The following is a 15,548-nucleotide window of genomic DNA, read 5'->3' as shown; positions in this document are numbered from 1 at the left end:
GGCCCATCACAGGTTGCCCATGCTCGAGACACCAGCACTGCAAAGGAACGCGACGCTGCCCGCGCCCCTGGACACGCGTTATCAGGTTGAAACGCCGGAAGGTATCGACCTGCCGCTGCGCCCGGCGGGGTTGATGCCGCGTGCAATCGCCTTCGCCATCGACCTGGGCATACGCGGGCTGGTCCTGGGGTTTTTCTTCCTGGTCCTGGCATTTTTCGGTGAGCTGGGGCTCGGCCTGGGTTCCATCCTGCTGTTTGTCGTCAGTTGGTGGTACATGGTGCTGTTCGAGGTGCTCAACCAGGGGCGCTCTCCCGGCAAGCAGATCATGGGGCTGCGCGTGGTGCAGGACGATGGCCGGCCCATCGGCTGGTCGGCGTCGTTGATCCGCAACCTGCTGCGTTTCGTCGACATGCTGCCCTTCGGCTACACCTTCGGGGCCATTTGCTGCCTGCAGCATCCGGCGTTCAAGCGCCTGGGCGATCTCGCGGCCGGCACGCTGGTGGTGTATCGCGAACAACCGGTCAAACGCCCCGCATTGCCCATGGCCCCGCCGATACGCACGCCTTTCACCCTGAACTTGCATGAACAACGCGCCGTGCTGGGCTTCGCCGAACGCCAGGCAGAACTGTCCCGGGCGCGGGTCAACGAACTGGCGGCGATCCTGGCCGCGCCACTGAACGTCCAAGGGCCGAACGCCACCGCCGAGCTCAATGGCATCGCCCGTGGCTTGTTGGGGCCGACATGAAGCAAAGCCTGTTCGAAAGCCGCCACCAAAGCGAATGGGAGCACCTGTCCCGGCAACTCGATCAACTGGAGCGCAGCCGCAACGCGCCCCAGAGCGGTGATTTCCCCGCCGCCTATCGACGGCTCTGCCATCACTTGGCACTGGCCCAGGCCCGGGGCTACAGCAGCTTGCTGGTCGACACCCTGCAACAACTGGCGCTACGCGGTCATCAGCAACTCTACCGGGATCGCAGCCGCCCCTCGGCCAGCCTCTCGGCCTTCATCCTGGTCGGTTTCCCTCGCCTGGTGCGTGAACAATGGCGCTTTGTGCTGGCCGCCAGCCTGATGTTCCTGGGCAGCCTGGTGGGCATCGGGCTGCTGGTCTATCTGTTTCCGGAACTGGTCTACAGCGTGCTGGGCGCCGACGAAATCAGCCAGATCCGCAGCATGTATGACCCCGCCTCCGGGCACCTGGGGCGCTCGGTCGAACGGGCCGCCAGCGAAGACTGGGTCATGTTCGGCTACTACATCATGCACAACATCGGCATTGCTTTTCAGACGTTCGCCAGTGGCTTGATGTTTGGGCTCGGGAGCGCGTTCTTCCTGCTTTTCAATGGCCTGACCATCGGCGCGGTGGCCGGGCACCTGACCCAGATCGGCTCGGGGGGAACGTTCTGGTCGTTCGTGATCGGCCACGGCGCCTTCGAACTCACCGCCATCGCCCTGGCCGGCGCCGCGGGCCTGCAATTGGGCTGGGCCTTGATCGCGCCGGGACGCCTGACCCGGGGCGAGGCCTTGCGACTCGCGGCGGGCAAAAGCGTGCTGATGATCGGTGGCGTGATGCTGTTCCTGCTCATCGCCGCGTTCATCGAGGCCTACTGGTCCTCCAGCGCCGTGACGCCCGCCACCAAATACACGGTGGGCGCGTTGTTGTGGCTGTTGGTGATCAGCTATCTGTCGTTTGCCGGACGGGTCCGCCATGCGCCTGAGTGATGCCACCGTCGTCATCCGCCCACGCACCACCTGGGAAGCCATGGACCTTGGCATATTGATGAGCCAGCAGCATCGACGCCTGCTGATGACCAGTTGGGCGATCATCACGTTGCCGGTGTACCTGTTGCTGACCCTGCTGCTGTGGGATTCACCGTCCCTGGTGGTGATGCTGTTCTGGTGGCTGAAGCCGGCCTTTGACCGTTTGCCCTTGTACATTCTGTCCAAGGCGTTGTTTGGCGAAACCCCGACCTTGAGGCAGGCCTTGCGCCAATGGCCAGCGCTGCTCAAACCCCAGTTGCTGGCCAGCCTGACCTGGCGCCGGCTGAGCCTGAGCCGCAGTTTCCTGCTGCCGGTGGTGCAACTCGAAGGGCTCGCCGGTGAAGCACGGGAGCAACGCATACGGGTCTTGCTGCAACGTAATCGCGGCGCTTCGCAATGGTTGACCATCATCGGCATGCACCTGGAAACCGCCCTGTGGTTCGGCCTGATGGCGCTGTTCTACCTGTTCGTGCCGCAACAAGTCGAACTGCAATGGGATTGGGAGACGCTGGTGTCCGCAGCCGAACACGACTGGTTGTGGTTCGAGCACCTGGTCAACTTCCTGTATCCGCTGCTGCTGATCTTGTGGGAACCGGTGTACGTCGCCTGCGGCTTCAGCCTCTACCTGAACCGGCGCACGATCCTCGAGGCGTGGGACATCGAACTGGTGTTCCGGCGCCTGCGCCAACGACTGAGCGGCGTAGCCCCGGTGTTGTTGCTCCTGGCCCTGGTGATGCTGCCATTGGCGCCCCCGGCGTTTGCCGCTGAGGACACCAACGGCCCCGACAGCCCGCGGCTGCTCAACCAGCCCCTCACCAGCGAAGCCTCCCGGGACGGCATCGAGGCGATCCTCGACGCTCCGCCCTTCAAGAACTCCGAGACCGTCACCCGTTATCGTTTCGGCGAAGACACCGCTGAACCCGCCGAGGAGACCGAAGAGACCGAGGCCAAACCGAGCTGGCTCAAGGCCCTGTTCAAATGGCTCGGCGGCCAACGCTTCGACATCGCCGCGGCGCTGATCCAGATCGCGCTGTGGGCCTGCTTGATAGGCGCGATCGTCTGGCTGGCCTGGCACTATCGGGAGCGGCTCAAGGCCCTGGTCAATCGCCGACCAACGCCACGCCTGCCCGTGGAACGAGCGGCGCCGGCACGCATGTTCGGCCTGGATATCCGTGAAGAAAGCCTGCCGACCGACATCGCCGCCAGCGTCGAACAACTGTGGGCCACGCAACCTCGTGAAGCCCTGGGCCTGCTGTACCGGGCACTGCTCAGCCGGTTGCATCATGATTTCAAGATCCCCTTGAAACCGTCCGACACCGAAGGCCAGGTGCTGCAACGCGTCGAACAGCTCAAGCAGGACGAGCTGCTGGGCTTCAGCAAAGCCCTGACGCTGCATTGGCAAAACATTGCCTACGGGCATCGCCCACCGCCGACCCACCTGCAACAGGAACTGTGTGACGGCTGGCGCGGGCTGTTCGGTCCGGGAGCGTCTCGATGAGCCGGCACGCGGGGTGGCTGATCGGCGCCGTGCTGGCCGCCGTGGTGTGCGCATTCGGCTTCTATCTCTACGCCAAAGCCGTGCCCTATGAAGAGGTCGTCGAGCACGGCCCTTCTCCCGAAGCCCAGGCCAACCCTTACCTGGCCGCCGAGCATTTCCTGCGCCAGCGGGGCATCAACGTCGAACACGCCAACAGCCTGGATGTATTGCCCACCCTGGAGCCTCGCCAGCACAGCCTGCTGTTGCTGGGCGAGCGCACCCACATGACGCCCCGGGAAGTCGACCGGTTGATGAACTGGACCCGGGCCGGCGGGCGCTTGCTCTTCGTGGCCGAAGCCTTGTGGGACGACAGCGCCGGCAGCAGCGGCGACCTGCTGCTCGACCGCGTGCGCCTGCGCCAATTCCTGAGCAAGGACCTCAAGGAACCCGCGCCCGAACTGATCAAGGACCGTTATCCGGAACTGACCAAGCTCTACCTGGAAGACGAAGAGGCGCCGGCCTATATCAGCTTCGACACCGACTTTCACCTCGAGGACCCGCATAACCTGGCCCAGGCCTGGGCCAACAGCGCGTCGTCGACCCACATGATGCAATTGACCCTCGGCCTGGGCTCGATCACCGTGCTCACCGATGCCGAGCTGTGGAAGAACGATGCGATCGACCAGTACGACAACGCCTGGCTGCTCTGGTACTTGAGCGCCGACACGGACGTCACGCTGCTGTTCAATACCGACCACGACGACCTGCTGACCCTGTTGCTGCGCTATTTCCCCCAAGCGCTGGTGGCACTGCTGGCCCTGGTTGCCCTGTGGTTCTGGCATTCGGCGGTGCGCCATGGCCCGCTGCAACCACCCGCCTCCAAGGCGCGGCGCCAGTTGGAAGAACACGTGCAGGCCAGCGCCGGTTTCCACCTGCGCCACAACGGCCAGCAGCACCTGTTGCACACCTTGCAGCAAGACGTGCTGCGCCGGGCACGCCACCTTCACCCAGGTTTCGAACAACTGGCCGTCGCCGAACAATGGCAGGTCCTCGCCCGCCTGACCCGGCAACCGACGCGGGCCATCAGCCAGGCCTTGAGCCCACGGCCGAAACAGCGGATGTCCGGCGCCGAGTTCTGCCGCCAGGTCGCCCATTTGCAAACCCTTAGGAATGCCTTATAGATTTTTCCGCAAAAAAATCCGCAAAATCACTGGAAATCGCCTATCGTACGGTATCGCTAAAGCTAGTAATAAAAGGCGTTACAAGCCGTTTTATTTTCCGCAAAAATTTCCGCAGGTATTGCCCAATAAACAGCCGTTATGTTCGCTGGAAGCAAACGATGATCACCTCGAAAACGTACCTTGATCCCGTACTGCCAGAAAGTCTGCCCGACTCGATCATTCAGGCTGCGGATCAATTGCCGTGCAAGGCAGCCTTTCTGGCCGGACGTCTGGCCGATGAGACATCCAGGCAACTGGCGGGCCTGTTGCGCATCACCAACACCTACTACTCGAACCTGATCGAAGGGCATCGCACCGAGATTGCCGACCTCCAGGTTGCTCGCATGACACCAAAACGGGAAAGAAAGGAACTCAAAGAGCTTGCCGTGCAACACATGACGCAGCAGGAGGTGATGGAGCGGCTATTTCGCATGCGGCCAGCGGACAATTTCTCCGCCCTGTTCGATCCCAAGTTGATCGCGGCCATCCATCGTCGACTGTTCAAGGACGCGTCCAAGCAGGAACTGACCCTGGACGATGGGCGCATGATGGAACCCGGCAGGCTGCGGGCCGAAGAGAACGAGCAGGTCCAGGTTGGCGCCCATGTCGCTCCAGCGGCGGCTGTTGTATTGCCCATGCTTGAGCATCTGCAGCTGCACTACGGACGAATCAGGGATCCGCGGCGCCAATTGATCGCTGCCCTGGCAGGCCATCACCGGGTGGCGCTTGTTCACCCCTTCCTGGACGGCAATGGTCGAGTGATTCGGATGCTCACCCACCTGCAGCTTGTTCACCTTGGGCTGAAACCTTTTCTCTGGTCACTGTCTCGTGGCCTGGCTCGCAGGCAAGATGAGTACTATCGCTTCCTGGCCTTGGCTGATCGCCCTCGCGAAGGTGACTATGACGGGCGCGGCCAACTCTCACAGCGTCACTACTTCAACTTCATCGAATTCATGCTCGATGTCTGCCGCGACCAGATTGAGTACATGACCACCTCGCTAAACCCGGCCAAACTGCGCGAACAGGTTGTTCATGTGTTCTCGACGGATCCCGAGCTTCGCCGTGCCGGCATCCGGCCCACCAGTGCAGCCGCTGTGCTGGCGCTTCTCACTCAAGGTGCGATGCCGCGTGCGGAGTTCAAGGTGTTCACAGGCTTGAAGGATCGGCTGGCAACCGAAGAGCTGGGCCGCTTGATCGAAGCGGGGATCGTGGTCAGCAGTACCCCCCGGTCCCGCACGGTGGAAGCGGGTCTGCCCGCACGCTTCGCCGGATTGATCTTTCCGAACCTGCATTTTCAAATGGGCTAAGGTGTGCAGCGACTCAGTTGTCAGCGCCCGGCACTGCACCCTGTCGCGAGTCATAGGATTTAACCGTTAGGAGAACGCCAGAATTGACGACTGAACAGAACGAACCAACCGACGGCCAGGCCCATGCCGTTCAACAGCGCCAGCGCGCCAGTCAGTTGGCCCAGGCCATCCGCACCGAGCTGCGCAAAGCGGTGGTGGGTCAGGCCAGTGTGATCGACGATGTGCTCACGGCATTGATCGCCGGTGGCCACGTATTGCTCGAAGGCGTTCCCGGGCTGGGCAAGACCTTGCTGGTGCGGGCCCTGGCTCGCTGTTTCAACGGCGAGTTCGCGCGCATCCAGTTCACCCCCGACCTGATGCCCAGCGACGTCACCGGGCATGCGGTGTACGACTTGCAGACCGAGCAGTTCAAGCTGCGCAAGGGGCCGGTGTTCACCCATCTGCTGCTGGCCGACGAGATCAACCGTGCGCCAGCCAAGACCCAGGCCGCGCTGCTCGAAGCCATGCAGGAGCGTCAGGTCACCCTCGAGGGCCGCGCCCTGCCTATCGCCCAGCCGTTCATGGTCCTCGCCACCCAGAACCCCATCGAACAGGAAGGCACCTACCCGCTGCCGGAAGCCGAGCTCGACCGCTTCATGCTCAAGGTTCGCATGGATTACCCGGATGCCGACCAGGAGCTGGACATGGTCCGCCAGGTCAGCCGTTCGACCCGCGCCGACATGCTCGACGTGCAACCGCTGCGCATGGTGTTGCAGGCCAAGGACGTGCAAGCGTTGCAACGCATCGCCAGCGACCTGCCGATGGACGACCAGGTGCTCGACTACGCCGTGCGCCTGGCCCGCACCACCCGCAGTTGGCCGGGCCTGACCCTCGGCGCCGGGCCTCGCGCGTCGATTGCCCTGGTGCGTTGCGCCCGGGCCCGGGCGTTGTTGCGCGGCGGCGACTTCGTCGTGCCGGACGACATCAAGGGCTGCGCCCTGGCCGTACTGCGCCATCGCGTGCGGCTGGCGCCGGAACTGGACATCGAAGGGCTGTCGGTGGACCAGGTGCTGGGGCAACTGCTCGATCAAGTGCCGGCGCCGCGGTTGTGATGAGGGCGTCTGTGCCAAGCGTGCTTTTTGTGCCAGGAATACCTTCTATGGCAGGAATGTCTTCTGTACCAGGAATGCTTTTTGTGCCAGGAAAATTCTTTGTGGCAGGCATGCTTTTTGTGGCGAGGGAGCTTGCTCCCGCTGGGCTGCGAAGCAGCCCCCAAGTTCTATCTGACACACCGCCAGGGGACGCTGCGCGTCCAGCGGGAGCAAGCTCCCTCGCCACAGGAAACCTCACTGCAGTAAATTTCTTTGCCAAGGCCAACATCCCCTGCAAGGGCATGCGCCGATGAAACCCTCACGCCTGCTGCTGACCTGGCTCGCCGTGCTGCTGGCCGTGAGTATCATGCTCGGCGCCCTGCGAGCGCTGGGCATCGCGGTGCCATCGACGCTGCTGTCGATCAACTGGGGGTTGCTGCTGGCCTTGCTGACCCTGGCGCTGCTCGACGCGGTGCGCGTCCGGCGCCTGCCCTCGCCGCGGGTGCAACGGCAAATGCCCGGGAGCCTGGCCCTGGGCCGCTGGGGTGATGTCCGCCTGGAAGTCAGCCACGACTTTGCCCAGCCGCTGCACGTGCAGCTTTTCGATCATGTTCCCGATGGCCTGGACTTCGAAAACCTGCCGCAGTCGGTCGAACTGCAACCCGGCCAGCGCAGCCAGGTCGGCTACCGCCTGCGCCCGCTCAAGCGCGGTCACTTTACCTTCGTCCAGTGCGAAACCAACCTGCCGAGCCCGCTGGGCTTGTGGACCGACAAACGCCTGCTGGACGCCGTCGACCACACCCGCGTCTACCCGGATTTCGCCAGGCTCTACGACGGCCAGTTGCTGGCGGTGGACAATTGGCTCAGCCAGCTCGGCATTCGCCAGCGGCAACGCCGCGGCCAGGGGCAGGAATTCCATCAACTGCGCGAATTCCGCGAGGGCGACAGCCTGCGCCAGATCGACTGGAAAGCCACCGCCCGCCATCGCACGCCGATCGCCCGGGAATACGAAGACGAGCGCGACCAGCAGATCATCTTCATGCTCGACTGCGGCCGACGCATGCGCAGCCAGGACGGCGAGCTGGCGCATTTCGACCACGCCCTCAACGCGTGCCTGCTGCTCAGCTACACCGCCCTGCGCCAGGGCGATGCCGTGGGCCTGAGCACCTTCGCCAGCGAGCAAAGCCGCTACCTAGCCCCGGTCAAAGGCACCGGCCAACTCAACGTCCTGCTCAACACCGTGTACGACCTCGACAGCAGCCAACGTCCCGCCGACTACCAGGCCGCCGTCACCGAACTGCTGGCCCGGCAAAAACGCAGGGCCCTGGTAGTGCTGGTGACTAACCTGCGGGATGAAGACGATGCGCAATTGCTCGCTGCCGTGAAACGGCTGGGGCAACAGCATCGGGTGCTGGTGGCCAGCCTGCGCGAAGACGCCCTCGACCGGTTGCGCCAGGCACCGGTGCAAACCTTGCCGGAGGCCTTGGCCTATTGCGGGACGGTGGACTATTTGAATGCGCGGGCCGAGCTGCACAAGCAGCTCGCCGCCCACGGCGTGCCAACCCTGGATTCGCGCCCCAGCGAACTGGGCGCGGCCCTGGTGACCCAATACCTGGCCTGGAAAAAAGCCGGAACCGCCTGAAGCTGATCACTTAAGAAAGCGATGAACCCGTGGCGAGGGAGCTTGCTCCCGCTGGGCTGCGTAGCAGCCACTTTTTTAGGGAGCGCTTCGCCCTAAAGCGCCAGCCCGGTCATGCGGAACCGCATGGGTCCTACAGCGAGCCAGCAAAACTCCGGCTGACTACAGCGCCTTGCGCAACGGACTACAGATCCGCCAGAATCCGCCGGCTTGTGCACCTTGGCCTTGCCCCGTAACTTGATTCGCGTCGCTGATATCCAGCGATCGGGTTTAGTCGCCCGGGCAGTAGTAGCGTGTGCACAAGCGTCATCCAGTCAGGCCTCCCTATCCCTGCACTTGATGGTGACTGTACGCAGGGCGCTCTCGGGCGCGCCGGTTTTGCTACTCCTCCCGGTCGACTAACCTGCGTACAGCCGCCACCCCCTTCGTTTAGTCGCGAAAAAGTGACGGCTCCATTTCTAAAGGAGCAGTAAATGATCAAGCCGACCCCAAATCCACCCCACGAAACCCCTGACCCCGAAAAGCTCGACGAAGCCGCCCAAAGAGCCCTCGACTACTACCTCAAGCCCAACCACGGCCAACCCGACAAAAAACCTTACAAACAACCGGACTACTTCATCGTCGCCCCCGACGCCGACCCCGAAGGCATGCTCGCCCACACCTACGAAACCTTCTGCTCGGTGAGCACGTTGATCCTGGATCTATCGGAAGACCTGGAAGGCGCCCCGCGCAACCTGGCGTTGGCGATTCACCAGATGGGCGAGATGGGGGTGTTGTTGCTGGAGAAGATGCTGGATAACGAGGCGAGGGTTCAGCGCTGAGGGCCGAATGCCTGTAGACGCAGGCGGATGAAGGTCCTGTGGGAGCGGGCTTGCTCGCGAAGGCGGCGGCACATTCAGCATTGCTGCAAGCTGATCCACCGCTTTCGCGAGCAAGCCCGCTCCCACAATTAAGTGAGGTACACCCGCAGGAACCAGGCCTTGCGGCTAGGACCCAAGCGGCATCAAGCCGACGCCGGCAACGGATAAAAACAGAAATACTGCCGCAACGCGCTCACCAGTTGCCCATAGTCCGGTGATGCCCCCAGCAGGCTGAAGCCGGCATCGAAATGTTGTGGCGTCACGTCTTCATGGCACCACAGGCACCTGGCTTTCAACTGGATGTTCTGCTGCGGCCCTTCCTCGGCGGGGATTTTCAGGAGCAAGTCAAAATCCGCACCGACCATCAACGGTAAATGGCTGATCAACATCAGCCCATTCTCGGAAACATTGCCCAGGAAACCGATGGGCCTGTCGTTGATACCGTTGAACACTTTGAGGAAATACGGCAACTGATGCCGTTCGATTCGGCGTTCCTTGTACATGTCTTGTATCGCTTTCTTAGCGGCCACATACAGGGCCAACCGATCACTTCGGAACGAACCCAAGCGAGCCCGCTCTCCCCAATCCCGGTGCCAGACGCTATCAACCGCCTTGAGCCTATTTCTGCCGGTCTCAGGTGCTTCTATAAAGTAGAGATCTAGCTCTAACTACGACTTGTACAAATATAGCCCAAGGTTAGAAGGCAACCAGTCCCATGTATTAATTTTCATAAACACGACGGGCAGAGGACGGATGGCCAGGATTACTCCTGGCCACGGGAGGGAGGGTCAAGAAGCAGGACGAATCGCCGAGGCGCTGCGGGTCGGGTAGTGGCCCAGGCTCTGCAGGGTTTCGAGCCGGGCGCGAGCGCGGAACGCGTATTCGCTGTTAGGGTATTGGGTGATGATGAACTGGTAGGTCTGCGCTGCATCGATGAACAGCTTCTGCCGCTCCAGGCATTGGCCGCGCAGCATCGAGACTTCCGGCTGCATATAGCGGCGGGCGCGGCTGGCGCGGTCGACCTTGGACAGTTCGAGCATGACCTGCTCGCAATTGCCACGGTCATAAGCCTTGTAGGCCAGGTTCATGTGGTGGTTCATCGACCAACGGGTGCAGCCCGTGACGCTCAGGGCCAGGGCAACAAAAAGCACGAATCGCATGGGAGGTTCTCCTGTCTTGAGCTCTGTATCGACCTGACGGGGAAAATCTTCAGCTGAAAACACTCCGATGGTGAACACCTGTGTGGCGAGGGAGCTTGCTCCCGCTCGGTTGCGTAGCGACCGTAAAATCTTGGGGCTGTTGCACAGCCCAGCGGGAGCAAGCTCCCTCGCCACAAGAGCAGTGTTCGGCTTTAGTAGTTAAAGGCGCAAAAATTTTCAGGAATGTTCATTTCGAAAAACAAACGAAAAAGTAGTGCATATGAACAATGACTACACCCAAAGAGCATAGTAGCCTTCGCTGGCGCTTGAACTTGAGGAGTCTTGCATGTCCGTCCGTCGCACCAAAATCGTCGCTACCCTTGGCCCGGCCAGTAATTCGCCGGAAGTTCTCGAACAGCTGATTCTGGCTGGCCTGGACGTTGCCCGTCTGAATTTCTCCCACGGCACCCCCGACGAGCACAAGGCTCGTGCCAAGCTGGTGCGCGACCTCGCTGCCAAGCATGGCCGCTTCGTTGCCCTGCTGGGTGACTTGCAAGGCCCGAAGATCCGTATCGCCAAATTCGCCAACAAGCGCATCGAGCTGAAGATCGGTGACACCTTCACCTTCTCCACCAGCCATCCGCTGACCGAAGGCAACCAGCAAGTGGTCGGCATCGACTATCCGGACCTGGTCAAGGATTGCGGCGTCGGCGACGAGCTGCTGCTTGACGACGGTCGCGTGGTGATGCGCGTCGAGACCGCTACCGCCACCGAACTGAACTGCGTCGTGACCATCGGCGGCCCGCTGTCGGACCACAAAGGCATCAACCGTCGCGGCGGTGGCCTGACCGCCCCAGCCCTGACCGAAAAAGACAAGGCCGACATCAAGCTGGCGGCGGAAATGGAAGTCGACTACCTGGCCGTTTCCTTTCCCCGTGACGCGGCGGACATGGAATACGCCCGTCAACTGCGCGACGAAGCCGGCGGCACCGCCTGGCTGGTGGCCAAGATCGAACGCGCCGAAGCCGTGGCCGACGACGAAACCCTCGACGGCCTGATCAAGGCGTCCGACGCCGTGATGGTGGCCCGCGGCGACCTGGGCGTGGAAATCGGCGATGCCGAGCTGGTGGGCATCCAGAAGAAGATCATTCTGCATGCACGCCGCCACAACAAAGCAGTGATCGTTGCGACCCAGATGATGGAGTCGATGATCCAGAACCCGATGCCGACCCGCGCCGAAGTGTCCGACGTAGCCAACGCCGTGCTCGACTACACCGACGCCGTGATGCTCTCGGCCGAAAGCGCCGCCGGCCTCTACCCGCTCGAAGCGGTGCAGGCCATGGCGCGTATTTGCATCGGCGCTGAAAAGCACCCGACCAGCAAGACCTCCAGCCACCGCATCGGCAAGACCTTCGAGCGCTGCGACGAAAGCATCGCCCTGGCGACGATGTACACCGCCAACCACTTCCCGGGCGTGAAGGCGATCATCGCGTTGACCGAAAGTGGTTACACGCCGCTGATCATGTCGCGCATCCGCTCCTCGGTGCCGATCTACGCGTTCTCCCCACACCGCGAAACCCAGGCCCGCGCGTCGATGTTCCGTGGCGTCTACACCGTGCCATTCGACCCAGCGGCCCTGCAACCGGGCGAAGTCAGCCAGGCGGCGGTGGATGAACTGGTCAAGCGCGGCGTGGTGCAGACCGGCGACTGGGTCATCCTGACCAAGGGCGACAGCTACCACACCATCGGCGGCACCAACGGGATGAAAATCCTGCATGTTGGCGACCCGATGGTCTGAGTGACCGAGCGCTGAAAAACAAAAGCCCTGCCATGTGAATGGTGGGGCTTTTTGGTTTTTGCCTGCTGAAGCCTGTGCTGCCTGATCTGCCGCCATCGCGAGCAAGCTTTGCTCCCACATTTTGGACTGCGTACACATCTCACCTGTGGGAGCGGGCTTGCTCGCGAAGGCGTCAGCTCATTCAAGATGGATGCAAGCTGACCCACCGCTTTCGCGAGCAAGCCCGCTCCCACAGGGATTTTGTGTTGAACACATTATTCCTGAACACCACAGATCTACTGTGGGAGCAAAGCTTGCTCGCGATAGGGCCGGACCAGGCACCAAAAAACTCAACGCCTGTTGATAAACCCCGACAACGCCGCCACCGCCTCGGGCGAGCGCAAGCGCTGGGTGAACAGCGTGCCCTCTTCTTCAATTACCTTGCGCAGTTGCTCCCGGTCCGGCGCTTTCATCAGTTGCTTGCTGATACACACCGCTTCCGGCGGCAGCGATTCGAAGCGCAATGCCACTTCCCTGGCCTTGGCCAATACCGCTTCGCCATTGTCCAGCGCCTCGGTAGCGATGCCCCATGCGACCGCCTGTTCTCCACCGAAGCCCTCGCCCAACAGCAACAATTGCGCAGCCCTGGCCTGGCCCAGCAGCCGCGGCAGGATCAGGCTGGAGCCGAACTCCGGACACAAACCCAGGTTGACGAACGGCATGCGCAGCCGCGCATCCCGGCTGACGTAGACCAGGTCGCAATGCAGCAGCAACGTCGTGCCGATGCCCACCGCCGGCCCAACCACGGCGGCGATCACCGGTTTGCGGCAATCGAGCAGGCTGAGCATGAACTGGAATACCGGGTTATCGAGGTCGTTCGGCGGCTGTTCGAGGAAGTCGACGATGTCGTTACCGGCGGTGAAGCAATCGCTGGAGCCGGTGAGCAGCACCGCGCGAATCTGCGGGTCGGTGTCGGCCATCGTCAGGGCGTGGGCCAATTGACTGTACATCGCCCGGGTGAGGGCGTTTTTCTTGTCCGGGCGGTTCAAGCGCACGGTCAGCAGGCCGCGTTCACGGTCGAGCAACAGGGTTTCGGTCATGGTCGGTCTCGCGTCTGGGAATCAGCGCTCAACCACGGGGCAGGAAGACGTCGGCCAGCAGTTGATTGCGCGGCAAGCCGGCCAGGTACAAACGCTTGGCAAAGGCCTCGACCCGGTCGGGATGGCCGCAGAGTAAGGCTTGGGTTTGCCGGGAAACAAGCCGCAGTTGCGCCAAGGCGGACGGCGCCTCGGCCGCGGTCAGCAGCTCCACCGAGAGGTTTTGATGCTTGGCCGCCAGCGCCTCCAGGGGTTTGGCCAGGTAATGCCCGGCCGCATCATGGGCCACGTGAATAAGGCGAATCGCGCCTTGGTGATGCTGGCGCAACGCCTCGCGCAGCAAGCCGAACAGCGGCGCCAAGCCCGTCCCGGCGGCGAGCAGCCACAGCGGCCTGGCATGCCAGTCGGGATCGTAGTGCAAGGCGCCACCGCGCAGCTCGCCCAGCCGGATCGGGTCGCCGGCGTTCATCTGCCGGGCCGCCTCGATGAACTGGCCGGGCTCACGGCAATCGAGGTGGAACTCCAGGAAACGGTCTTCTTCGGGCAGGCTTGCCAGGGAATATGGCCGGGCCACCTCGCAGGCCCACAGCACCAGATGCTGCCCAGCCCGATACCGCAGCGGCCGCTCGGGCGTGACGCGCAAGCGCAACACCTCGCCGCCCAGCCAATCCACTGCCATCACCTGGGCGGCCTGGCCGTCACGTTGCGGATCGAAGGTATGGATCTGCACATCCTCCACCACCTGGCATTGGCAGGCCAACCGCCAGCCCTGGTCGCGCTGCGTCGGGCTCAGGGCATCGGGACGGCTGTCGCGCACGTCGCCACCCACGCACTGCACCAGGCAGGCGTGGCAGCTCCCGGCGCGGCAACTGTAGGGGACCGGCACGCCGGCACCGTTCAAGGCGTCCAGCAGGTTACTGCCCGCCGCCACCGTCCAGTGCCGACCGGCGACTGTCAGTTCAGGCATCGACGTTCTCCCAAGCGGCGGCGCACCGATTGCGGCCGTCTCGCTTGGCACGGTACAGGGCCTGGTCGGCCCGCTGCAACGCGTTATCCAGGTCATCGCCCATGTCCAGCATCGTCATGCCCGCCGACAGGCTGAGGGCGCCGACCTGCAGGCCGATCAGTTCGACTTCGGTGAATGCCAGCCGCAGCCGCTCGCAACAGGCCGTCAGGCGCTGGGGGTCGCAAGCGGGCAGCAGCATGACGAATTCCTCGCCGCCGTAACGGGCCAATACATCGCCTTCACGCAGGCACGCCGTGGCGACAGCGGCGAACGCCTGCAACACTTGATCGCCGGCGGCGTGGCCGTGCAGGTCGTTGATGCGCTTGAAATGGTCAAGGTCGATCAGGGCCAGGCCATGGGCGACGCCGGGCCGGAGGGTGTTGAGTTCGCGGGAGGCCAGGCGCAGGAAATGCCGGCGATTGAACAGCCCGGTCAGCTCATCGGTGGCCACCAGGTCTTCGAGCTGGCGCATCATGCCGCGCAAGGTGTCCTGGTGCGCCTGCAAGGCAAACCGCCGCTGGCGCATGCGCTGGCGTGAGGTCTGGACGTAGCGGGCGTAAAACACCAGCCACACCAGCACGAGAAACAGCACGGCCACCTGCAACCCGGCCAGGGTGGGATCGGGAAGCCTGAAGAAGTAACCGTCCCAGAGGGTAATTGCGGTGAAACTGATGAACACCAGCGACGCGCAGCGCACAAACGCCCGGCGTGACAGGTGGAACAGCCCGAACAACAGAATCAGCACATAGAACACCAGGAACACGCCCCGGGCCTGGTCCAGGTGCGCCATCATCCAGGTCTGCCAACCCAGGCCGATCAACACCTGGACTTCGGTGAGGCTGGGGTCGGCAAAGCGCAGGTTGCGGTCGGTGATAAACAATGTGAACAGCCCGGCCTGGCACAGCACGACCAACACGCTGCCGATGATGACACCGCGCAACGAGTCCAGGTAATGCCCACTGAAAAATGCCAGCCACAACAAAACCAGTGCCAGCGCGTACGTCGCGGCCGCCAAAGCGAAGCGTTTCAGCAAAAGACGTTGAATGGCGTTATGGGTCAATCGTTGACTCACCATGGGAAAGGAAACTGACAGGAGGCGTCCTACGCTACAGGCCAGACGCCACTTTAGTGGCGTGTAGGACAAATGACCATTCAATTCTGGAGCAGAAAAATGGCGTCAAAGCAATGGCCCAATTGACGC

At 62.7% G+C, this 15,548-nt stretch carries 14 protein-coding genes; 9 read left to right on the top strand and 5 right to left on the bottom strand.

What is annotated here, in order from left to right; all coding sequences use genetic code 11:
• The first annotated feature begins 19 nt into the window (after positions 1 to 19).
• From M1D99_RS06755 to M1D99_RS06720, 8 genes are all read left to right on the top strand, one after another.
• Positions 20 to 745 (top strand): RDD family protein, encoded by a 726-nt coding sequence (locus M1D99_RS06755; RefSeq protein ID WP_411385490.1) that lies wholly within the window; start codon positions 20 to 22, stop codon positions 743 to 745.
• The gene (locus M1D99_RS06750) at positions 742 to 1,716 is read left to right on the top strand and encodes a stage II sporulation protein M (protein WP_434574499.1); all 975 of its coding nucleotides are present in this window, start codon (positions 742 to 744) and stop codon (positions 1,714 to 1,716) included. The genes M1D99_RS06755 and M1D99_RS06750 overlap by 4 nt, the downstream gene beginning before the upstream one ends.
• A complete protein-coding gene (locus M1D99_RS06745; RefSeq protein WP_458131563.1) occupies positions 1,703 to 3,253 on the top strand; it encodes a DUF4129 domain-containing protein in 1,551 nt (516 codons plus the stop codon). Before M1D99_RS06750 ends, M1D99_RS06745 begins: the two co-directional genes overlap by 14 nt.
• Complete coding sequence (locus tag M1D99_RS06740) at positions 3,250 to 4,413, top strand: DUF4350 domain-containing protein (RefSeq protein ID WP_458131562.1); 1,164 nt, start codon at positions 3,250 to 3,252, stop codon at positions 4,411 to 4,413. The genes M1D99_RS06745 and M1D99_RS06740 overlap by 4 nt, the downstream gene beginning before the upstream one ends.
• Positions 4,414 to 4,571: 158 nt before the next feature.
• Positions 4,572 to 5,759 carry a Fic family protein gene (locus M1D99_RS06735; RefSeq protein ID WP_458131561.1) on the top strand — a complete coding sequence of 396 codons (1,188 nt, stop codon included), beginning with the start codon at positions 4,572 to 4,574 and terminating at the stop codon, positions 5,757 to 5,759.
• Between the two features lie 83 nt (positions 5,760 to 5,842).
• Positions 5,843 to 6,850 carry an AAA family ATPase gene (locus M1D99_RS06730; RefSeq protein ID WP_186729429.1) on the top strand — a complete coding sequence of 336 codons (1,008 nt, stop codon included), beginning with the start codon at positions 5,843 to 5,845 and terminating at the stop codon, positions 6,848 to 6,850.
• A 289-nt stretch (positions 6,851 to 7,139) separates the two neighbouring features.
• On the top strand, positions 7,140 to 8,471 hold the full coding sequence (locus tag M1D99_RS06725; RefSeq protein WP_458131560.1) for a DUF58 domain-containing protein: 1,332 nt from the start codon (positions 7,140 to 7,142) through the stop codon (positions 8,469 to 8,471).
• Between the two features lie 470 nt (positions 8,472 to 8,941).
• Entirely contained in the window at positions 8,942 to 9,289 is a 348-nt protein-coding gene (locus M1D99_RS06720; protein ID WP_186706387.1) for a DUF6124 family protein, read from the top strand.
• 182 nt (positions 9,290 to 9,471) lie between these two features.
• On the opposite strand, the gene M1D99_RS06715 is transcribed toward M1D99_RS06720, so the two are convergent.
• A complete protein-coding gene (locus M1D99_RS06715) occupies positions 9,472 to 9,831 on the bottom strand; it encodes a PilZ domain-containing protein (RefSeq protein WP_434574493.1) in 360 nt (119 codons plus the stop codon).
• 285 nt (positions 9,832 to 10,116) lie between these two features.
• Complete coding sequence (locus tag M1D99_RS06710; protein ID WP_207964963.1) at positions 10,117 to 10,488, bottom strand: tetratricopeptide repeat protein; 372 nt, start codon at positions 10,486 to 10,488, stop codon at positions 10,117 to 10,119.
• Between the two features lie 325 nt (positions 10,489 to 10,813).
• Between M1D99_RS06710 and pyk the strand changes: the two genes are divergently transcribed.
• Positions 10,814 to 12,265, top strand: a complete 1,452-nt coding sequence (gene pyk, locus M1D99_RS06705; protein ID WP_053124684.1) for a pyruvate kinase — start codon at positions 10,814 to 10,816, stop codon at positions 12,263 to 12,265.
• A 329-nt stretch (positions 12,266 to 12,594) separates the two neighbouring features.
• Here pyk and M1D99_RS06700 read toward each other — a convergent pair whose 3' ends face one another.
• From M1D99_RS06700 to M1D99_RS06690, 3 genes are read right to left on the bottom strand one after another with little or no spacing between them, the layout of a single operon-like run.
• Positions 12,595 to 13,344, bottom strand: coding sequence for an enoyl-CoA hydratase-related protein (locus M1D99_RS06700; RefSeq protein WP_458131559.1), 750 nt, complete (start codon positions 13,342 to 13,344; stop codon positions 12,595 to 12,597).
• 28 nt (positions 13,345 to 13,372) lie between these two features.
• A complete protein-coding gene (locus M1D99_RS06695) occupies positions 13,373 to 14,308 on the bottom strand; it encodes an iron-sulfur-binding ferredoxin reductase (RefSeq protein WP_434574491.1) in 936 nt (311 codons plus the stop codon).
• Positions 14,301 to 15,407 carry a GGDEF domain-containing protein gene (locus M1D99_RS06690; RefSeq protein ID WP_186706392.1) on the bottom strand — a complete coding sequence of 369 codons (1,107 nt, stop codon included), beginning with the start codon at positions 15,405 to 15,407 and terminating at the stop codon, positions 14,301 to 14,303. The genes M1D99_RS06695 and M1D99_RS06690 overlap by 8 nt, the downstream gene beginning before the upstream one ends.
• Positions 15,408 to 15,548: the final 141 nt, after the last annotated feature.

This window comes from Pseudomonas sp. R3-41, from assembly GCF_054161485.1.
The sequence above is the reverse complement of the archived record's forward strand: the minus strand, read 5'-3'. Positions and strand labels throughout refer to the sequence as shown.